This is a genomic window from Methylosinus sp. shoA (assembly GCF_059718125.1).
This window is the reverse complement of the sequence record NZ_AP046091.1, coordinates 76,626-97,229: the sequence shown is the minus strand read 5'-3', so window position 1 is coordinate 97,229 and position 20,604 is coordinate 76,626. Positions and strand designations below refer to the sequence as shown.

Sequence of the window (20,604 nt, the reverse complement as noted above, 5' to 3'; positions counted from 1 at the left end):
GAAAGCGTCGAAAAACTGCGGCTTCGCGCCCTTGCGAGCGATGCCGATTCCAACCCCGAGCATCAGATCGTAACCCCGAGAATGTCGGTCGCCGTCGTATTCGTCGCCATCAGTCGCTTCGGCCGAATTTCTAACCATGTGCCGCTCGGAACATTCTTGAACGTCACAGCCGATGCGCCAGCACGCATGATGACCGCAACATCGCCGCCGACACCGACCCACAGCGCGCGCGGAATGATCGCGAGATCGGCGCTGTTGTTCGGCGTGAGAGCAACCACGTCGATCGCCGATCCGAGTAGATTTTTCGTTTCGTTCTCGAAATTATCGACCGGCATCGCCAACTCTCCTCTGCGCCTTCGCGCGCTCTTCCATCGCCATGCGCTGCGGCGCGAGCTCGATGATCGCCGAGGCGCTGCGCGAGCACGAGAGTGATCTCGTCGAAGATCTGATCCTCGACGATCTGCGCGAGCGCGGCGCGTTCGCTGGCAACCCGAATGCCGAGCATTCGACGCTCGACCATGCGCATACGGGAGTCTCGCGATGAACCGTGGATACGTCGAAATCGGCGCTCGCGAGGAAGCGATCGTCGTCACCTATCACATTGGCGCCGGATCGTATCTCGTCGGCGAGCGCAACGCCGCGTCGAGCTGGATGGTCCCGAATACGTCGTTTCGGGATCGCGGGATTTCGGCATTCATGGATGTTTATTGCGAGGAGCCGCGCTCATGACCATTTCGACATCCCCCCAAACCTCACTCGGCGGCGCCGCTGCGGCGGTCGCGGATCGACTCGCGCCGGGCGTCGATGTCGGTCGACTGACCCTTGTCGAGCCAACAAAGAAAGGGCAACGCCGCGCGTGGTTGTGCAAATGCGCATGTGGAGCGGATATCGTAGTTCTCGAATATAACCTGAAAAATGGGCATTCGAAATCCTGCGGATGCGAGAGAACAAAAAATGCGGCGATTGCGCGGCTGAAGCATGGGGCGAGGAGTGGAAGAAAACAGCCTCTCGCTTACCAAGCTTGGTCCGGCATGAAGAGCCGGTGCTACAACGAGAACAATCGCGCCTATGATAGTTATGGCGGACGAGGGATAGCTGTTTGCGAACGATGGCTCAATTCGTTCGAAGCATTCCTTGCCGACATGGGTGAGCCGCCGACAGCAAATCACTCGATAGATCGCATCAACAACAATGGCAATTATGAGCCTGCCAACTGCCGATGGGCGACGCCACTCGAGCAAGTCAGAAACCGTAGAAACAGCATCAGGCTAACGGAAGATCAGGTGCGCGCGATCCGCGCCGATCCGCGCATACAAAAGATTATCGGGCAAGATCACGGCTTGTCGCAGCACTACGTCAGCATGGTGAAGACGCGCAGGGTATATGCCGATGTCGATTGAGCGTATCGAAATCGAAAGCCGCGGGCAATGGCTCGCGCTCCGCAAGCATGACGTGACCGCTTCGGCGATTGCGAGCCTCTTTCTCGGCGAGGAAGTCGAGACGCGCATGACGCCATACAGGCTCTACATGCTGAAGACGGGGGCGATCGAGGAAGAGAGCGACGAGCCGGTCATCACAGACGACGAGATCGTGTTCTCGCCCATGGGGAGAGGCTCGTTTCTCGAGGACAAGGCCGCCGAAGCGCTGCGACTCCTGAAGGGAAGGAGGCGTTGGATCATGGCTGACATCCACCCTGTTCGCCTCCAGCTCTCCCGTCGCAAGGGCTTCGATTTGCAGGCGCTCTCGCGCGCGACCAACGGCCTGCAGGCGGTGAACTGCGCGCGGCCGAGCAAATGGGGGAACCCGTTCCTGATTTCGACCGCGATTGATAGCGGTTTCGCGAACAAAGAGACCGCGCCCGCCTTCGTCGTTGAGTGCTTTCGCGATTGGCTGGGGCCGTCACAGAGCGGCCGCGACTGGTGGCAAGGGGCTGAGAGCGATCGGCACCGCACGGCAATCTTGTCGAGCCTCGGCGAGCTGCGGGGCAAAAATCTCGCCTGCTGGTGCATGCCGGCCTCGCCGTGTCACTGCAATGTTCTGCTTGAAATCGCGAACCGCTCTACTGCGAAGAGGTGACGCTGTGACAAAGCAGGAAAATCTACGCAAACGCTGTGAAGAATTCTACGGTCGCATGCAGCGCGATGCGATGTTGAGACAAGGCGATCCTGTCGACGATCTGGTCGCCTTCGTGCTCGCCGAGCGCGGTCGCTCTGCCGATGAGATGCTCGACGAGGCGCTCCCGCTTTGCCTCTATTTCGGGTCGAAGGAAGACCGAGACGAGTTCGTCGCGCTCGTGCGCGAGGCGAAGCCGGGCATGGTCACGAAGGAATTGCCATGACCGCCGCGACCCTCACCCCGCGCGAACGCGAGCTGGCGCGCCACGCGCTCGGGCTCGATGGCGCCGAACAAAATCCGTCTCTGATCGGCTTCCAATGGGTCTCTCGCGAGAACAATGCCGATCTATCGGTGTGGTTGACAATGGTTCGCAATGGGGCCGCGACAATTGTCCCCGGACCGTCACCAACCGGCGGCCATGTTTGCTACCGCCTCACCCGCGCCGGCGCTCTCGCCGCGCTCGAACCGGGCGAAACGCTGGACCCCGAGGATTTCCCGGGAGACTGATCTCTTGACCGCCTCCCCGCACCAGCCGCACCGTCGCCGCGGGCCTCCTGATCCGGCTCTCTTGGAGCTGGTCAGGGCGCTTGCGCGCGAGGCCGCGCGTCGCGATGATGCGGCAGCTCGGGTGAGCCGGGCGGCAGGCAAACGGGAGGTCGCCGATGGCGACGGAAAGCGCTCGCCGAACGGCGTCTAGACGCGCGGCGATCTATGCGCGCTTCTCGACAGAATTGCAGCGCGATCAATCCATTGAAGACCAGATTGCCCTGTGCCGCGCCGCGGCGCACCGCGACGGCCTCTCCGTCGTCGCGACCTATGAGGACCGCGCGCGCTCGGGCGCGTCGCTGTTCGGTCGTCCCTGGCTCGAGCAGCTGCTCCAGGCAGCGGAGGCGCGGGAATTCGACGTCCTCGTCGTAGAGGCGCTCGATCGCCTGTCTCGTGACATGGCCGACCTCGCCGGCGTTCACCGCCGGCTCACCTTCCTTGGGATCGAGATCAGGGCCGTCCATGATGGTGTCGCCGATACGGTGACGGTCGGGCTGCGCGGGCTCGTTGGCCAGCTGTTCAGGGAGGATGGGGTCAAGAAGATTCGCCGCGGCATGGCCGGCGTGATCCGCGAAGGCCGCTACGCCGGCGGCCGCTCTTATGGCTATCGGCCGACTCCAGGAGAGCCGGGACGGCCGCAGATCATAGAGGAGGAAGCCGCAATCGTCCGGCGGATTTTCGCTGAATATGGGGACGGCCGCTCGCCCCGCGACATCGCCCACGATCTCAATCGCGATAAGGTCGCGCCGCCTCGTGGCATGGCGTGGAACGCCTCGACGATCAACGGCAATGGCGAGCGCGGGAACGGAATCCTCCAGAACCCGCTTTATGCCGGCGAGATCGTTTGGAACCGCGTTCGTATGGTGAAGGATCCATCGACCGGCAAGCGCATCTCCCGGCCGAACCCGGAGACGGAGTGGCAGCGCACGTCGGCGCCGCAGCTGGCGATCGTCGACCAGGAGACTTGGGGGCGGGCGGCGGAGCGCAAGCGCGCGAGCCTGGCCCGCGGGCCCGAGCCGCGCGGACCGCGACGCTATCAGCGTTCGCTGTTGTCCGGACTGCTGCGCTGCGCCGCCTGCGGGGCCGGCATGGCGAAGCACGACAACGCCAATGGGCGGCCGCGGATTCGATGCAGCCGGGCCACGGAGAGTGGCAGCTGCGACAATCGCCGGTCCTATTATCTCGACCGGATCGAGACGGGAGTCGTGGAGGCGCTGCGGGAGGAGCTCGACCAGCCTGAGCTGATCGCCGAGTTCGTGAAGGTCTATCACGAAGAGCGCCGACGCCTCGCCGGCGCCGACCGGAGCGAGCGGGCGAAGGCCGAGGTGCGGCTTGCCGAGGTCGAGAGGCAGGTCGCCCGCATGGTGGAAGCTATCGCACAGGGGGGCGCGGCCTTTGCGGCGATGCGCGGCAAGCTGGAGGATCTGGATCGGGAGCGCCGAGACCTGACGGCGGGGTTGGCGGCCGCGGAAGCACCGGCGAACGTCGTCGCGCTTCATCCGATGGCCGTGAAGGCTTTCCGCGAGATGCTCGAGGCGCTCGCCGCCCGGCTGGACGCCCGCGACTCACCTCTCGCGCATCCGGCGTTCCGCCAGCTCGTCGAGCGCATCATTGTCCATAAGGCCGAGAAAGGCGAGCAACCGAGAGTCGAGATCGTCGGCAAGCTCGCGGCGATCCTCGATCTTTCCGGCCTCGGCGCGCCGGCAGTCGATCGCAACGGAACGCATGGGGGATTTTTGGTAGCGGAGGCCCGTTTCCGCCGATCCCCCCGACGAAATAATCTCGCGTTTTCGTTTTCATTGGCATTACCCGCTACCTCTTCAAAACCAAAGGCCCGTGATCACGCTGGGTCGTCGGTTATGCGATCAGCCAGTCGATGATTCCCGGCTGATGAACTCGGCCTTGCACGTCGTAGTCAAAAGATAGCGACCGCCCCTTCCTGCGTCCCCTACTCTGATCGCGGCTCCCAAGACGGCCGAGCACGACAGGATCTTGTTGACCGCGCATGTGCGCTCGTCTCACCCGCTTTGGGTCAGCCCAGAAACAGCAGCGACCAGCACTGCTCCCAAGAACCAGCCAGCAACGCCGAGCGCGGCAAAAAAAATGCTTTGCCACCAATTCATGCGCATGCGGTTCGGGTCATTGAAGAATTCCGTGAACTCTCTGTTGATTTCGATCACGGGTAGCAGTCGTCCCAGACTGGCACCGATGCACCAGAGTCTCCCTTTATGTTCTGCGCGCGCCGCCGGCACAAACCACCAAAGGACCGCAGCGCCGGCCACAGAGAAGCCGAGAACCCAATAGAGAACACGGAAAGTGTAGGAGCCAATTCCGTAGCCGGCCACGTAACTGAGTGCAGACAAGAAAAGCCAATTGCCCCAATCGCGACGTAACCATGCCTCCTCACGTTCGCGCTCTCGGCCGAGAAAGCGGATTTTGTTCGCAGAATCGCGGTCACCTGAATTCGTCATCACGGCGGCTAGCTGCGTATACGGAACAGGGCTATAATTCAAATCGAGTCTAGCCCAATCCCTATCCCACCATTCCATGCTGCGCGTCTCTGCTCTGGCCTCTTCTGCATATCCGTCAAGATGTCGAAACGTGAACCCGTCCAGACGAAGGTTCCCTTTGGCGGGCCACACATTTTTTGTATCCATGAGACCGCCGATGTGCGTATTTCGTAGGTTTAGTGTTCCGGGCTTTCCGTCTCTTCCCGCCCAAACAGTTGAATTGATTGACATACCCAGCTGTAAATCCCTGTCAATAACTACGCTTGAGAGGTCCAAACTGGAAAAATTAGCACCACGCAAATCAAGACTGCCGCGAATATGCATGAATGCCATGGCAACATTGTCAGCGTAATGGGCATCGCCCATGAACAAGTCTCCCTCGATTTTTACTCCCTCTGCTAGTAGCGTCCCATTGAAATAGGACTCAGTCATATAGACCTGTCCAGAGATCTTTGCGTTACTTAGATCTATATCTTTGAATAGCGCTATATTTCCAGGGTCCGAGTACATGAGAAGGTCGAGGCCAACCTGAATCGAGTTGGCATTTAGTGGGCCGTCAAAACTGGATCCTGTTAGCTCAACGCGACCATCAATTTTTGCACCGTTCAGAATTACTGGCTTTCTAAATTCATTACCGTTACGAAGATACAGGTCACTTTCCGATCTAAGACTATCTGCGTAGAAGGCACCGTAGATCAGGGATCCATCTAACGAGATCAGGCTGTCTGTCCGCGCGTGGCGCAAATTAATGTTGTTCGTGATCTGGCTATATGAGATCTCAATTGGGCGAACGAGCTTCGCGTTTGTAAGATCGAACTCGCCAACAATACGGGCACCAGCGATCCGAACTCCTGCGAACGTCGTCGCCTCTTTCCATGGCGCTTGCGTCAGCACATTTCGTAAAAAGTCGGCGGAAAGTTGTCGGCAGTCGTCCTTCCAGCGCGCGTCGTCTTCTTTCTTCGGATCCAACATGGGCGTGTCGCAGCGTCTGTTGAAGTCTGCAATCTCACCTCGTTTAATATGTGACCAGGCCCAACCTTCGACGGTTCTTATGTCGTCATAACCCGCCAATGCCGTACCTAGGCACAGTGAGCTTAGACCGACCAGAAGCACCAATGCGCCTTTTAGTGTCTGCGAACACCGACAAAGCCGAAAGACATCCACAGCGAAACGAACGCTCCACATAATCTACTCCCGTCGAAGAGCTAGGGCCGGTGGTTAGCCCACTGCAGCGCATTAGCGGACGCCGATTATTAGACTCGCGCCAGAGGACGGCCTGTCAATGGTAGAAAGACTCCGGGCAGCTTTGATTGTAAGGAAGCCATGGAGCGCATCGCTTTCGGCAGCAAGCTCGGAGAAGCTGAAGCCGGCTCTCGCGGAGAAAGTCGTGAACTCGCTGGAAGCCAGCGAAGGGCTGCGCAACCGTGTCGCTTTGACGGCGGACCATGCGACGTTGGCCGCCGGTCAGGCATTCAGAGTCTTCAGAGTGCCCCCGGATTAAAAGCAAACGCCTAATGCAAAGTCAGATGCAGATTGATTATCGCCGACCAGTCCTTCAGCCAAACTACGCGGCAACCATAAACTGGATCGCCGCGTCGGTCCATCGCGCGCTCGATCTCGCTTCTTTTCCTTGTGAGCCAGCAACGGAAAGGGACCCGGAATAGCGCAGTCGCAAAGGGTCGCACTCGACATCCCGAGCGCGACACAGGTCGACAATCTGGAGAACGACTCTATCCGTCGAATCATGACAGACACTCAAATGGCGACCAATTCAAGTCGATCTTCTTCAGAAGCGCGACGTATCCGTTGGAAGCGTCAAATGTGAACGACCAGTGAAACCGAAGGTAACGCTCGCATGCTGATTTTTTCAAAACGCGTCGATCAGTCGTCGAAAACTGCCGAATAGGCGATACGCCGCATTCCGGCGGGCGTCGGGTCGCCGCTATGCGCGACGCGCGGGCGCGAGGCGGCCGGATGCGCGGTCGCCAGATTGTCCCAGTCGTAATCGTAGATTTCGGCGAGATATTGCGCGATCTCCTCATCGTCGAAGACGAGACTGGCGTCGCGATTCGTCTTCACGCCCTCGTTCGACCAATTATGGCTGCCGAACATGACGCGCTTGCCGTCGACGATGATCGTCTTGTTGTGGCAGGCGGGCTGAAAGCGAAACGCCTCTTTGGGAAAGCCGAGCGCGATCAGAATATCGAGACTCTCCTGCTTCATGAGATCGCGGCAGATGATCCGCACGTCGAGGCCGGCGTCGATCTTGCTCTTCAACGCCCCGACCAGCAGCTTGAACTCGGCGAAATCCTCGTTCGTTCCGCGGAAATTGATATATTGATTTTGGAATCTGACGCTCTCGCGCGCCGAGCGGATCAGTTCGAGCGCATGTTCGGCGTAATTGTCGGGCGTCAGCAGCGGCTGCACCGAGATTTCGCGGTCGAGGCGCAAAGGCTCGAAATAGCGCGGCGGCCGCGCGAAGGCGGGCGGCGCCTCGGGCTCTTCGGGAACGAAGAGATCGGGTTCGGGGCCCGCTTGGGGAGCCGCCGCCTGCGCCGCGGCGAGATCGTGGTCGCGCGCGATATAGCCCTCGAAGATCGAGGCGATCTTCGGATCGACGATGATCGCGTGATAGTCGCGGTTGTATTTGCGCTGGAAGCCGACGGGCGGCCGATCGCGTCGCGGGCCGAAGAGGTGGATGTTCGGCTGGTTCGACGATTGCCAATTTCCGCTCGAGCACCACACGGCCCCGCCGTCGCGCACCGCGACCTTGATGTGATAGGCGGAGGCCCATAATCCGTCCGGATTGGCGCGCGAATGCAGCGTCGCCCAGGCGAGTTCGAAACGCGACTTCAGCGTTTCCGACAGAGGGTCGACGACGCCGGCGACCTCCTCGAGATCATCGGCCTTGACGCCGGAGGACGGCGGCTTCTCGGGCACAGGATGGAGCACGAGCTCGAACTCCCGCCCCGCCGGCGCGACAGCGGCCTTCACGGCGTCGAAAATATGCGGCGCAGTGAATTGATACATGGCCACGGTGAGACGTAAGCGCCGTTGCGACCCCATTGATTCTTCGGGTTCGGAAGGATTTTCGGATGTGAGATTCTTCTGAGGGACAGCCATGTCTCTGGAAGGATCCGAAGATGAACGAGAATGCGACGATCGAAACGGCTTTTGGCGCAGGATTTGTCGGACGTGTGGATTTTCGTCGTTCACGTTCGGGCAATCGGCTGTGGTCGAAGGAGCTGAAGGGCCGGATCGTACGAGAGAGTCTCGCGCCTGGAGCGCGCGTCGCCGACGTGGCCCGCAAATATCGGATATGCGCGCAGCAATTGACGCAGTGGCGCCGCCAGGCGCGCACCGGGCGGCTCGCGCTGGTGACCGACGGTCCCGCGGAGTTCGTGGAGATCGAGCTCGAGCAGCCCTCCGTTCGTAACGAGAGCGATGCGAAGATCGAGATCGTCGTCGGCAAGGTCGTGTTACGGCTGGATCAGGACACCGCGTCGACGCGCATCGCCGAGATCATGACGGCGCTGGAGCGCGGCGCGTGATCATTCCGTCGCAAGGGTTGCGGATCGTGCTCGCCGTGCGTCCCGTCGATTTCCGCTGCGGGCATGACGCGCTGGCCGCTCTCGTGCAAAACAAGCTCGGACTCGATCCGCATTCCGGGCTCATCGTCGTGTTCCGCTCGAAGCGAATGGATCGCTTGAAGATTTTGCTGTGGGACGGAACCGGACTCGTGCTCGTCTACAAGCGTCTCGGCGATAGCCGCTTTTCTTGGCCGCAGATCAGCGACGGCGTCCTGCAATTGAGCCGGGTGCAATTCGAAGCTCTATTCGACGGGCTCAACTGGAAGCGCGTCGGCGAGCGGATCGTGGCGACGCCGACCGCGGCGAACTGATCGCAACTTCGGCTTCATTCGGCGCCTCGCTTGCGATAGATTCGCCGACGTGACGCCGAGCTTCGATCCCTCCAGACTCGCAGAGCTGCCTGCCGAACTACGCGCATTGTTCGAAGCTCAGCGCGCCATGCTCGAAGCCGAACGCATCCGCGCCGATCATGAGCTCGCCGCGCGCCTTCACACCGAGAGCGAGCTCGCAGCGTCGAAGGAGACGGTCGAACGTCTGCAATTGCTCGTCAAGGAATATGAACGCGCGCGTTTCGGCAAGCGTTCGGAGAAACTCGATCCCGATCAGTTACAGCTCGTTCTGGAAGATATCGAGATCGCCATTGCCGAAGTCCAGGAGCGGGAAGACGATCGCGCGCGCCGCTCGGGGCGCCCGGCGACCAGGGAGCGCGCCGCCCGCGCCGCGCGCGCCTTTCCTGCTCATCTGCCGCGCGTCGAGCGCGTGATCGAGCCAGAAAGCCTCGCCTGTCCCTGCGGCTGCGGCCTGATGGTTCGGATCGGCGAGGACCGCTCCAGCCGCCTCGACGTGACGCCGGCGCAATATCGCGTCATCGAGACCGTGCGGCCCCGCTACGCCTGTCCGACAGGATGCGCGGGCGTCGCCCAGGCGCCGGCTCCTGCGCATCTGATCGAGGGCGGCGTTCCCACCGAGGCGCTGCTGGCGCAAGTGGCGGTCGCCAAGTTCAGCGAGCACATGCCGCTCTACCGTCAATCGCAGGTCTTCGCGCGCCACAGGATCATGCTCGACCGCGCCGTTCTGGCCGATTGGATGGGAACGACGGCCTTCCACCTCGCGCCGATCGTCGAGCGCATGAGCGCGCTGATGAAGCTGTCCGGCCGTCTATTCATGGACGAGACTCGGGCGCCGGTTCTCGATCCCGGCCGCGGCCGGACGAAAACTGGCTATCTCTGGGCGGTTCTGCGCGACGACCGCGGGCACGGCGGCGCCGATCCGCCGATCGTGGTCTATCATTACGCGCCGGGTCGCAGCGGCGAGCACGCCGAGCGGATGCTCGAAGGATTCGACGGCGTTCTCCAGGTCGACGGCTATGGCGGCTATCATCGTCTGGCGCGCGCCGAGCGCAAAGGTGGCGCCCCACTGCGGCTCGCCTGGTGTTGGAGCCATGGCAGGCGCGAGATCATCGCCGCCACGCCGAAAGCGGGCTCGCCCATCGCCGAGGCGATCCTGGCGCGCATCGCCGCGCTCTATGCGATCGAGGCGGACATCCGGGGCAAAGAGGCGCCGATCCGGCAGAGCGTTCGCGCCGAGCGGTCGCGGCCTCTTGTCGTCGAGCTCGAAGAGTTTTTGCGCGCCCAGGCCGCTCGCCTCTCCGGCCGCAGCGACATGGGCAAGGCGGTCGCCTATCTTCTGAATCATTGGGCCGGGCTGACCCTGTTCCTCGACGATGGACGCGTCGAGATGGACACCAACCTCGTCGAAAATCAGATTCGGCCGCTGACTCTCACGCGCAAGAATGCGTTATTCGCGGGGCACGATGAAGGTGGACGTTCCTGGTCACGTCTCGCTTCGCTCATTGCGACATGCAAGTTGAACAGCGTCGATCCCTATGCCTGGATGAAGGCGACGCTCGAGGCGATCGCCGATGGCCATCCGCAGTCGCGCATCGACGAGCTGATGCCCTGGGCCTTCAAATCCTCGTCGCCGACGCCAGCCGCCTGATCGCTCACCATTGCGCTGAACCAATCGCTGACAAAGCTTTGCGCCAAAGGCTTGCAATGCCTTGTCGCAACGAATTGCAAGCTATTCTTCCATTCCAGCGGCAATGGGACGACAACGGCGCTTACGGTGAGACGCTCGCCCGTCTCGCCGAGAAAGCTCTCCAGCTCGCTCCAGCCGGCCTCCGGGCTGACGCAGACGGTGAGCTGCATCCGCTGTTTCACGAGCGGCAGATTCGGCGGCTCCGGCGGCGTGTAGGAGCCGGTCTTCGGCGGCGCGAAGACGAGCGCCTCGTCGCCGACGATGAGACGCTCGAAAGCGGAAGTCGGCGCTCCCGGCGCGCCGAAGGATGGAGCGGCGGCCTCTTCCTTCGCGAGCTGCTCTTCGACCGTCGCATCCGCGATCACGACCGGAACGTCGAGCTCCGCCGCGAGCGCGGAGGCGTGCTGCGTCGCCGTCCCGGGCTGGACGGCGACGACGACGGCGGGAATTGGCGCGTCCGTCGCCGGATAGGCGTAGCCGGGGCGCACGGCGATCACCGTCGCATCGGCCGAGAGCTTCGCCCGCGCGGCGGCGACCGCCGGCAGGACGGGCGCGAAGGCGTTGCGGACAGCGTCGGAAATTTTCGCGAGAACAGCTTCGGTCATGACGATCGGCTCCAATCGGTGCTCAAGTCAAATCGGCGACCCGCAGCCGCGCCGCGGGATCGCCCAACGTCACGTAATTCTGCGCGTCGTTGCGTTGCAGCCAATAGGCGACGAGGTCCTTGTCGCTCATACGCGACGACGCCGCGGCGGTGGGCGAGACCGCGCTGAGCAGCGTCGTCGACAGCGACGCGAAATGGCCGCCGAACTGGTCCTTCACCGCATGTCCCACCGGCTCGCCGCGCATCACATAATGGAGACTCTCGCGGAATGGGCCGATCTGCGCGGCCGTGGATTTGGGCGGCCGGATCGAATAGCGATCTCGACCGGCTCACAGGCCGCGGCGCTCTCGACGAAGCGCCCGTCCTGGGCGGCGTATCGGCCGAGACGGCGCTCGAGCTCCTGATCGCCGTCCTGCGCCGAGCCGACGCGTATCGTCACGCGAAAATCATAGACCCCCTCCCAGGCCCGGCAGGCGCGCTCGATCATCTCCACGACCGCCCAACCCTCCTCGCGCGCCCTGGGCAGCGCCAGCTCGCCTGCGGCCGGGTCGGCGACGACGAGGATGCGGAGCTGGCGGTTCAACGGCGGCGGCGAGCTCGGCGGCGGCCCGGAGGCCGAGCGCATCTGCCGCGAGATCAAAATCTGTCCGCCCAGATATCTCGTCCGCCCGCTCTGCGTGCGATGCGCCATCATCTCCCACGGGATGCGCGCCGCGGCCTCGTCGACCTCGACCGTGAGGCAGTCGGCCGCGGTGAGCAGGCCTTCGAAATCGCGCGGCGCGACGAGGGCCTGCAGAAATCTCGCGAGCCGATCACGCAAGCCGGCGTTCTTCGCGCCGATCAGACGCTCTGGAATCTTCTGGAGGAGAAAGCGGCTGATCTCATGCTCGCGCAGCGTGACGACAGAGCGGTCGCATGCGGCCGAGAATTCATAGACGTCGAACTCCGGCCGCGAGTCGGAGATGGCCGGGCCGCCCCGCCGCGTCACCCTCAGCAGCGTGACCAGCTCTTCCTCGTCGCGCTCTTCGGCGTCGCCCCCCTCCTCGCCGGGGCCGGCCGCGCCGAGCGGCTCGCCGCGTCGCGTCGTCACCTGCAATTCAGCCGCATAATCCTCCGCGGCCCGGCCGAAAGCCTCCTCGATCTCCGCGAATTTACGCTCGTCGTCGATGACGAGCATGACCGAGAGCGTTCGTTTTGCCGTCGCCGTGAGCCGCTCGCCCGTCCGTGGCGATTGCGCGGCGATGGCGATCAGGCGCTGATGGCCGTCGAGAACGCCTTCGACGAAGGCGCGCACCGCCGTCTCGATGGAAAACTCCTTCCGGCGCGTGCCGACGAGCGCCGAAGCGAAGCTCGTCCCGCCCATCGCCTCGACCGCGATCGTCACATTGGAGAACAGAAATCGCAAATCGTCGGGCGTCATCGCGCCGGGCTCGCCCATGCCGACGAGCAACAGCATTTCCACCGGAAGCGGCTCGGCGACGAATTGCTCGAGCGCGATCGGAAAGATGCGTCCGAGCGTCAGGCTGATCATGCCGAGTTCGAGCGCGCGCGCCAGCCAGCAATCGGCCAGTCTGTCGAACGCCTTGGCGGCGCCCGCGAGCGGCAGTCCCTCATAATGCGGGCAGACGACGAAAGGCGTCGCGACTCTCGCTATGTCGCCGCTGCATAGCACGATCTCCAGCTCGACGCGCTCCGGCTCGGTCATGACGACGCTCCGATTGCGAGACCGCTGAGCCGCGGTGGGCCTCAGGCGGAATGCACGAGGAAAAGATCGTTGGCGCGCGCCGGCCCACTGTGGAAATCGGCGACGACCGCCACGCGATAGGCGCCCGGCTCGAGGCGCGTCCGTCCCACATAGACGCCGTCCTGCTGCGGCGTGAGAGGGAGGTCGACGGCCGCTCCGCCTCCAGAAGCCGGAACGATCCTGGCGCTGACAGGGACGTCGATGGAGGGCGTCGCGCGGATCGTGACCTCTTCGGCGGGATAGACGTCGTCTATGTCGAGAGAGACGGTGTTCGCGGCGAAGCGATAATGGCCGAGATCGATGTCGAGCCCCGTCAGCGCGCCGACGAGCTGAACCAGCGCCGCGTCGAAATTCTGCAAGGAGCCATGCGTCTCGGCGACGAATGTTTCCCTATGCGCATGATCGAGCTCCAGCGGCACGGCGGAAACGCGCGGCACGGTGCCGTCGCCGCTCTCGTCCTTGCCTCCGATGGTCCGCGAGAGCGTCACGCCCTGCTCGGAGACGATCGCCGACTGAAAGGTCGGCTGAGCGACGCCGACAATGGGAAAGATCTCGTATTTCCCATCGACATAGTCCTGGGCTTTGGCGTTCGCCTCCTGCGCCTCTCGCATCTTGCGATAGAACTCGAGCGCCTCGGTCGCGCGCGCGGCGTCGACGCCCGGCAGGCCGGCGATTTCGCCGACTCGCTCGAGCCGCCCGCCGCCGCGGTCCACGCATTCGAACGCCGGCAGCAATTGATAGACCGAGCTGAAGGATTTCAGAGTGTCGGTGAGGTCGAGCGAGAGCGGCCCGACGCTCTGCGCATAGCCGTTGGCGAGATAGCCGAGGGCGTTGAGCGATCCGCGATAGGGCGTGCCGAAGCTCACCAGCGCGCGGGCGATCCTCCAGCCGCCGAGGACCTCGAGGAACCAGCGTGCGACGAGCCCGCCCATCGAGTGGACGACGAAGACGATTTTGGCGTCGCGATTTCCCGAGGCCGCGCGCCAGGCGACGAGCTTCTCATTGGCGAAGCGTTCGAGCCGCCGCGCGGATACGCGATTGTCGCGCCGCCAGTCATAGGGAAAGGTCAGCAGATTCTTGTCAGGCTCGAGGCCGAGCTCCTCCCGCAGCCGTCGCACGAGCCCGCTATAGCCGTCGATTTTCCAAAGACCGGGGATGATGTGCAGATCGGGCGCGAGGCCGGTCGCCGTGACGCCGTCGCCGAGATCGTCGACATTCGGGTCGTCGGGCGCGGGAAGCCGAAGCTGCCGAATGCTGTCCCCGCCCGTGGTGACGGCGCGCCAGATCGCCTCTGCCGAGGACCCCCAGATTTCCTTTCCGTCCTTGGCGAGAACGCTGCCGCTGATCCCCGGCAGAACAATGACGAGATGCTCGAAAGCCATTCGGAAATCCTTTGAAAAAAAAGTGCAATAGCGCGTGGTCGACAGCTGTAATGATAAGAGGATTCCAATTAAATTTGTTAGAGTCAATCGCGATCGGCGAACGATCCAGAATGATAGATTCAGATCGAGGCGAGGCCGTGGACGCTTTAGCAGACGCTCGTCGATTCGATCCGTGAAGTTCTCGCGATGGACGCCTTTCCAATCCAAGTGTCTTCACGGTTTCTGAAGCGCGACCAAATGACATCAATCCATTCGGTAAAAGCCAATGGGCATAAACTCTTAGAAAATCGAGGCCAAGTTTCAAGCTGTCTCATTGCAAAAATAAGCGCGACCCTTTGGGCGCGGCCGTGATCGAAGACGTTCCTCGGCTTTAGCACGGGAGTCTCATTGGGAGCAGACTTCTCTGACGAAACAAGTGGTCGCCGCCCCGGCGTCGCGTTTTGCAAACTCCGACGAAGGAGGTACTGTCGGCGAACTCGCATTATTCTGGAGGGAGTTTTGCCCGGAAAGATGGTAGCGGCTCGCTGTGGAAATCGACTACGCGAGTTCATGCAATATATTGGTTTTATTGATTTATTGTTGGATTGGTGGCGGAGGCCCGTTTCCGCCGATCCCCCCGACCTGACAAGACGACGATCTTTTCATTGGATCTGGCATTGTCCGCGTGATGCATTTTCTGGAGTGCCACCTTAGCGTGCCGAGCCTTCTTGAATTGTAACGACGTCCGCTCGGCCACGCTCTGCCGGTGCCATAGCATTCCCGCCGCCCCGCCTATCGTTGCAGCGCCCAGAAGCTCACGCCATCCTCGGTCGCCGCGACGATCCTCTGCCGATGTTTCGGATGCGGATCGGCGAGGCGGAGAAGATCGTAGATGTCGTGCAGCAGGGCTTCGGCCTGAGCGAAATAGGAATGGCCGAGCAGGTCGACGTCGAAGTCCGGCACGGCGATCGTGTCCACGCCTTCGGCGACCGTGTAGGGCTTGAAATAGCCGGCGCGGGGCGCGTCGTGCAGCCTCGAGGAGAGATGCACCGGAAGATCGGCGCCCGAAGCATAGAGCGTGACGCGCTCGGCGTGCTGGCGATAGAGGGCGGCGAGATCGAGGAAGAGGTCGCGGTCGACATCCGGCGCCGCGAGGATGATCTGGTCGAACTTCACCTTTCCGCGCGTCTGCGCATCCGACGCGATGCGTTGCAGCGCGCGCAGCAGGCCGCGATTGCCCATGCTGTGCGCGATGAGATGCAGGCGCGGCGCCGCATCGTCGAGCCGGCATCTCGCGGCGAAGTCGACGAGGAAGTCGGCGATATGCCGCTCGCTCGCCTCTATGCTGGCCTCGTCGGCGGGATAGGCGGAGGCGGAGGCGCGCGAGGGCCAGCTGAAGAAGGCGACAGGGCCCGGAACCTTGAGATCGCAGCCGATCTGCGCGGTGCGAATGGCGGCGTCGGCGAAGGAGACATTGTAGCCGTGCAGGAAGACGAGCGCCTGCGGCGCGCCGTCCTCGCGCGCTTCCGCGAGCGCCTGGCGCAGGCCGTCGTAGAAGACATCGAGCGCCGCTGCCGCGATCTCCTTGACGCGCAGCCGGTCGTCGCCGCGCCAGAGCCGCGTCCACCAGGACGAGCCGGTCTCGCCGAAGCGATGCGCCTTCGGAACATGCACGAGGACGCGGCCATGGGTCACGGTCTCGCTGCGCTCGCCGCCGAAGTTCTGGCCCTCCGGCTTGCGATTGGTGGCGAACCAGACCGGATAATCGACGCCCTGCTCGGCGGCGGGCGCCGCGCCGCGTTCGAGCGTGAAAGGGTTCAGCGTCTTCAGCTCGCTGAAAGGCTCGAGGACGAGAGGCGGCGGCGCCTCGAGCTGTTCCATCAGCGCGCGCAGCCGCCGCTCCTGCGCCTCGCGATCGGCGGCGTCCGCCTCGAGATGCTGCGCGATGACGCGCTCGAGCTTGATCGCGCGGGCGCGATCCTGGTCGCGTACGGCGGCCTCGAGGGCGGCGAGGAGAGAGTCGAGAGAAGGCGTGTCGGTCATGGCGTGGGCGGCTCCTGCGAAAGGGCTTGCTGGGCGGATTGGCGGGCGGCGTCGAGAAATTGGTCGATTTTAGATTGCAGATCGTCGAGATCGACTTGGCGCGCCGCAAGCCATTCGCGCAAGGCGTGGAAGGCGGGATCGTCGAGCAGGGCGGAGAGGCGCGGGATCGCGGGGTCCTCGCCGGTCGATGCGGCCTTGTAGAAGACGCGCATGTAATTGCGGAAATTCGTCTGTACGTCCTGCCGCAAGTCGGCTACGAGGCGATAAGCCACGGCTGCGACGCTATGGCGGGCGCCTTCCGCAAAATTCTCCTTGCCACCAGAACTTGATAGGTAATTTCCTAAATTATGATGTGACGCGGCCCTGTCTCTCGGTACTGGTAATGTGTCTGCCAATGCCAAGGAGCGACGCTCCTGTACGATGGCCTCACCTCGGTCACCGAGTTCATTGTAAATGTTTGCAAGCGCCCCTAACGCTGCGGACTTTGCATAGGGATCGTTGTTCAAAAGGTCGAGGCATGCCTCTAGTTCTGCTTTGGCCTCGCTGTAGCGATTCAGCTCCGATAGCATATCCGCGCGACTCACTCGATTGAGGGCGATATCCTCCTTTGGTCGCGCCAGTTGTCGTTTGATGTCGATAATGGCCTCGATATAGCGGAGTGCTGCTTTCCATCGCCTGAGTGCACGAAATGCGTCGGCAGCGATGTCGAGCGCGCCAATCAAGGCGTGGGCGAGAAGGTCGCGATCATGAGTAGGCGGAGACTTCGCGTTCGCATTCCATTGCGCTACAATTTTCCTCAGGAGATCGTCGATCTGTGGCAGGGTTGATTCTGCGTGCCCTTGAATGATTTCGATACGCAATATCTCCAACTCAACTCCAACGACATCGGCGAACGACCGGCCGGATCGCTCTAACGCCTCGGAGCTCTGAAGCAGACGCTCTCGTGCGCCGACAAGGTCCCCAGCTCTTCGAAGAGCGATCCCCCAATTGCCGAGAATCCAAGCTAAGTCCCCTTGAGCTCGGAACGCGGTGTCTCCGCCGTCGGCAGCGGCGAATTGCGCCGAGAGAGCCGCTTCCTCGTAGAGCGGCAGGCTTTCATCGTAACGGTGCGCCTTACGGAGCGCGTCAGCAAGGTACGCGAGGCAACTCCAGCGAGCCGGCCCCTCCAACTCAGCGTTCGCTGCGGCCTGCAAATGTGGGAATAGACGTTCGCGAGTGTTGTTGTCTTTACTTCTGATTACGACTAAGCTCGCAAATTCGCTTAAACGCTCGTAGGCCCGTGCTTGCGTGACATAAACGAATGCTTTGACGCCGGCATTCAGCGCGAGAGCCTGATTGTCCATTCGCATCGCTAGAAAATGTACGATGAGCCGCTCGGCATAAGCAAGACGGACGGCGGCTTCATTCAGCTCGCCCTTGTCCGTTGCATTTTTACTCATCCAGTGGAGAATGCGTTCTCGCACCAGCTCGTGGCAAGAAATATCTAAATTTTCACCGTCCAGACCTTCGCTTGCTATATCAACGAGCCCGATCTTTTCCATTACATACAATAATGGCCGCGGGTCGAGTTGCACCAGAGGCGGCGGCAGGGCGTCGAGTTTCGCCACCAGCTCTTGCGGCAGTTGGCGAGCCGATTCTTGCTGTTCCGCCGTCATTGTCTCCAGATCGGCGAGCGTCGCTTTCAGCAGCCTCAGCTGCTCCGTCTCAAGGCTCTCCCCGCTCCACACCCCCGCCAGTAGCCCAAAGTCGACAGGCTCATTGGCGAGCGAGATGATCCACAGCAGGCGTCGCGCGTCCACGCCGACCTCGGCGATCGCGCGGTCGATGGAGAGGGCGAGCGCGTCCTCGAGATAGGCGATCTCCTCGGCGTCGCCGCCCTTGCCGGCGAACAGCTCCGGCAAAGCGGCGAAATCCTCGCGCTGCTCCAGCGTCGTCAGCGCCTGCTCGAGCTGCGTCTCGAGGCCGGGCGCGGCGAGGCGGGCGAGCCGGTCCATCAGCAGCGGATGAAAGCGGCTCGCGTTCAATATGCGCGTCGCGAGGCTGCGCTCGGCCTCGCCGCCGCGCGCGAGCCGCCGCAATTGCTCGTGATCGCCGAGGAACAGAACCGCCTCGGCCGGCGGCAGCGGCCCGAGTCGGACGAGATGCGCCGTCTTCTCGATCGCGGCGAGCGGACGCCGGCAGGTGATCAGCACGCGCGAGCGCGAGCCGATGAGCGCCTCCGCGAGCCGCGCGAGGCAATTGTCGAAGGTGGCGTCCTTGCACTTCAATGCGGACGCGCCCACGCCCTCCACGAGATTGGTCTCGAAATTGTCGAGCACGATCAGAATGGCTTCGCGCCTCAGCGCGGCGATCAGATTTTCGACGAGCCGCGCCACGCGGCGCTCGCCCATGAACTCCTCGCTCGGGCGGCGATAGATGGCCTCCAGCGGATGTTTTCGCATGCGCTCGGCATAGGCCTCGGAGACATCGCGCAGGCGCTGATCGATCTTGATCAGCCAGTCCTCGAATTTCAGCTCGTTGGGCTTGGCCTGATAGATCAGCACATGGCGGAAGCGCGCGCCCCAGAGGTCGAGCGCCTCGGCCGCGAGCGCCGTCTTGCCCATCCCGCCTATGCCGGCGACGACGGCGACCGGCTTGATCGCCGCATCCTTCGAAATGCCGAAGAATTCGCGCTCGAGCCCGGCCAGCTCCCAGACCCGGCCGACGAAATGCGGATGCGTCCTGGCGGCGTCCAATTCGTCGACGCCGTGACGCCGATTGCCGGCGGGATCATATTCCGCATTCTCGCCCGCCGGCGGCGCGAGGCCCGGATCGGCCACGCCCAAGAGAACGGGCGTCGCATGATCGCAGGGGCCGTAGACGTCCCGCCACGGGCGCGACAACTCGCGCTGCGCCTGGGCGAGTGCCTCGGCGGCATTCTTCGGGGAGGCGTCGGCAAGCAGCGCGTCATAGAAGGCGACGGCGAGATCGCGTGCATATTCGTCCGAGACGGCGAAGCGCATGGCGAGGACGCTCGGCACGCCGCCGGCCCGCAGCGCCTGCGCCGTGCCGGTGAAGCCGGGCTTGTGGGCGAGCGCGTCCGGCCCTTGCGGCGTCTCCTTCTCGAGCGGATCGCCGGCGCGCGCCGCCTGCAACAGGCTCTCCATATCGGTCGGCGCCCGCGCGCCGGAATGGCACGCGCTGAGCACGGCGAGACGCGGCAGATAGCCGCCCGCCTCGCGCAGCAGAGCGAGAAGCTCCCCGCCTTCGATTCGGTCGAGCCCACCATCTTCCTTCACCAGCTCGAGCAGATTCTGATGGCCGTGGCTGCTCCAATGCAGAATGTGATAGCCGCCGCGGCTCTGCGTCTGCTCGACGAGACGCTCACGGGTGACGCCATGGGTGAGGAAATCGACGGTGACATTGCGTTCGGGGTAGATTTTGGTCTCGAAGAGACGCGCCAGCTCCCGACGCTCGCGCCGGGCGGCGAGGGGTCGCGAGGCGCGCGCCGCGGCGAAGACGATCAGCACGCGCAGTGGCCCCTCCAGAGCGAGCGGGAGCGCCTCGTCCGGCTGGCCGACGTCCGCTTCGTCGTCGATGCACAGCCGTAGGCTGCGCTCTGCGAGGCTCCGCGCGGCGGGGGAAGGCCGGGCGATCTCCCAGGGCATGCGCGCGAGCGCCGCGGCGAGATCGCCGGCCCGCTCCGCTCCAGCGAAAAGGATTTTTAACACACGAGGCGACTGCGGCGTCCACAGCGCCGCGAATAGTTCGGGGCCGAAGATATGCTCCGCGATCACGGCGCCGATCTCGGCGAGCTGTCGCGCCTGCTCGTCTTTTCCGTCGCAATGGCGGGCGAGCCAGGCGCGCGTGTCGAACAGCCGGTCGAAATGGTTGCGCAGAGATTCGCTATCGAAGTCGACTTCGCGGCGGCCGATATGCCGTTGGAAGCCATCCTTCAATGTGAGATCGGCGATCGAACGCCCGGCGGGAACGACAGTGAGCTGAAAATCGACATTCATGTCAAGGCTCGGACGCCATGGCGCCGGGGCTCCGTCCGGGGACAGCGGCTCCGATG

General features: G+C 63.0%; 19 protein-coding genes. 10 read left to right on the top strand and 9 right to left on the bottom strand.

Translation table 11 applies throughout. From position 1 onward, the window contains the following. Positions 1 to 62: 62 nt before the first annotated feature. Positions 63 to 335: a spike base protein, RCAP_Rcc01079 family gene (locus AC6IW9_RS00520; protein WP_497767794.1), complete on the bottom strand. Its 273-nt coding sequence runs from the start codon at positions 333 to 335 to the stop codon at positions 63 to 65. Between the two features lie 62 nt (positions 336 to 397). Between AC6IW9_RS00520 and AC6IW9_RS00515 the strand changes: the two genes are divergently transcribed. From AC6IW9_RS00515 to AC6IW9_RS00485, 7 genes are all read left to right on the top strand, one after another. Then, entirely contained in the window at positions 398 to 544 is a 147-nt protein-coding gene (locus AC6IW9_RS00515; RefSeq protein ID WP_497767790.1) for a hypothetical protein, read from the top strand. Further along, entirely contained in the window at positions 541 to 729 is a 189-nt protein-coding gene (locus AC6IW9_RS00510; RefSeq protein WP_497767787.1) for a hypothetical protein, read from the top strand. Before AC6IW9_RS00515 ends, AC6IW9_RS00510 begins: the two co-directional genes overlap by 4 nt. Continuing rightward, positions 726 to 1,400, top strand: a complete 675-nt coding sequence (locus AC6IW9_RS00505) for a hypothetical protein (RefSeq protein ID WP_497767784.1) — start codon at positions 726 to 728, stop codon at positions 1,398 to 1,400. Before AC6IW9_RS00510 ends, AC6IW9_RS00505 begins: the two co-directional genes overlap by 4 nt. A 277-nt stretch (positions 1,401 to 1,677) precedes the next feature. Beyond that, positions 1,678 to 2,076, top strand: a complete 399-nt coding sequence (locus AC6IW9_RS00500; RefSeq protein ID WP_497772582.1) for a DUF4326 domain-containing protein — start codon at positions 1,678 to 1,680, stop codon at positions 2,074 to 2,076. Between the two features lie 55 nt (positions 2,077 to 2,131). Next, positions 2,132 to 2,338 carry a hypothetical protein gene (locus tag AC6IW9_RS00495; protein ID WP_497767781.1) on the top strand — a complete coding sequence of 69 codons (207 nt, stop codon included), beginning with the start codon at positions 2,132 to 2,134 and terminating at the stop codon, positions 2,336 to 2,338. Beyond that, positions 2,335 to 2,622, top strand: a complete 288-nt coding sequence (locus tag AC6IW9_RS00490; RefSeq protein WP_497767779.1) for a hypothetical protein — start codon at positions 2,335 to 2,337, stop codon at positions 2,620 to 2,622. Before AC6IW9_RS00495 ends, AC6IW9_RS00490 begins: the two co-directional genes overlap by 4 nt. 155 nt (positions 2,623 to 2,777) lie before the next feature. Then, positions 2,778 to 4,541, top strand: coding sequence for a recombinase family protein (locus AC6IW9_RS00485; RefSeq protein WP_497767775.1), 1,764 nt, complete (start codon positions 2,778 to 2,780; stop codon positions 4,539 to 4,541). 138 nt (positions 4,542 to 4,679) lie between these two features. Here AC6IW9_RS00485 and AC6IW9_RS00480 read toward each other — a convergent pair whose 3' ends face one another. Next, positions 4,680 to 6,143 (bottom strand): hypothetical protein, encoded by a 1,464-nt coding sequence (locus tag AC6IW9_RS00480; protein ID WP_497767772.1) that lies wholly within the window; start codon positions 6,141 to 6,143, stop codon positions 4,680 to 4,682. Positions 6,144 to 7,052: 909 nt separating this feature from the next. Then, the gene (locus AC6IW9_RS00475) at positions 7,053 to 8,237 is read right to left on the bottom strand and encodes a phospholipase D-like domain-containing protein (RefSeq protein ID WP_497767769.1); all 1,185 of its coding nucleotides are present in this window, start codon (positions 8,235 to 8,237) and stop codon (positions 7,053 to 7,055) included. Between the two features lie 77 nt (positions 8,238 to 8,314). On the opposite strand from AC6IW9_RS00475, the gene tnpA reads away from it, so the two are divergent. Genes tnpA through tnpC form a run of 3 tightly spaced genes read left to right on the top strand, consistent with a single transcriptional unit; the run spans position 8,315 to position 10,759 of the window. After that, a complete protein-coding gene (gene tnpA, locus AC6IW9_RS00470) occupies positions 8,315 to 8,722 on the top strand; it encodes an IS66-like element accessory protein TnpA (protein ID WP_497763764.1) in 408 nt (135 codons plus the stop codon). Beyond that, positions 8,719 to 9,072 carry an IS66 family insertion sequence element accessory protein TnpB gene (gene tnpB / locus AC6IW9_RS00465; protein WP_497763765.1) on the top strand — a complete coding sequence of 118 codons (354 nt, stop codon included), beginning with the start codon at positions 8,719 to 8,721 and terminating at the stop codon, positions 9,070 to 9,072. The genes tnpA and tnpB overlap by 4 nt, the downstream gene beginning before the upstream one ends. Before the next feature lie 49 nt (positions 9,073 to 9,121). Then, entirely contained in the window at positions 9,122 to 10,759 is a 1,638-nt protein-coding gene (tnpC, locus tag AC6IW9_RS00460) for an IS66 family transposase (protein WP_497763766.1), read from the top strand. Here tnpC and AC6IW9_RS00455 read toward each other — a convergent pair. The 6 genes from AC6IW9_RS00455 to AC6IW9_RS00430 form a co-directional block, all read right to left on the bottom strand. After that, positions 10,645 to 11,403, bottom strand: coding sequence for a hypothetical protein (locus tag AC6IW9_RS00455; RefSeq protein WP_497767765.1), 759 nt, complete (start codon positions 11,401 to 11,403; stop codon positions 10,645 to 10,647). The two genes, tnpC and AC6IW9_RS00455, sit on opposite strands and share 115 nt — an antisense overlap. Positions 11,404 to 11,425: 22 nt before the next feature. Next, on the bottom strand, positions 11,426 to 11,650 hold the full coding sequence (locus AC6IW9_RS00450; RefSeq protein ID WP_497767762.1) for a hypothetical protein: 225 nt from the start codon (positions 11,648 to 11,650) through the stop codon (positions 11,426 to 11,428). Beyond that, the gene (locus tag AC6IW9_RS00445) at positions 11,647 to 13,107 is read right to left on the bottom strand and encodes a M17 family peptidase N-terminal domain-containing protein (RefSeq protein ID WP_497767759.1); all 1,461 of its coding nucleotides are present in this window, start codon (positions 13,105 to 13,107) and stop codon (positions 11,647 to 11,649) included. The genes AC6IW9_RS00450 and AC6IW9_RS00445 overlap by 4 nt, the downstream gene beginning before the upstream one ends. A gap of 41 nt (positions 13,108 to 13,148) precedes the next feature. Next, entirely contained in the window at positions 13,149 to 14,528 is a 1,380-nt protein-coding gene (locus AC6IW9_RS00440; RefSeq protein WP_497767756.1) for a lipase/acyltransferase domain-containing protein, read from the bottom strand. Positions 14,529 to 15,299: 771 nt separating this feature from the next. Further along, positions 15,300 to 16,550, bottom strand: a complete 1,251-nt coding sequence (locus AC6IW9_RS00435) for an alpha/beta hydrolase (protein ID WP_497767754.1) — start codon at positions 16,548 to 16,550, stop codon at positions 15,300 to 15,302. Continuing rightward, on the bottom strand, positions 16,547 to 20,548 hold the full coding sequence (locus AC6IW9_RS00430; protein WP_497772581.1) for a CHAT domain-containing protein: 4,002 nt from the start codon (positions 20,546 to 20,548) through the stop codon (positions 16,547 to 16,549). The genes AC6IW9_RS00435 and AC6IW9_RS00430 overlap by 4 nt, the downstream gene beginning before the upstream one ends. Between the last annotated feature and the right edge of the window lie 56 nt (positions 20,549 to 20,604).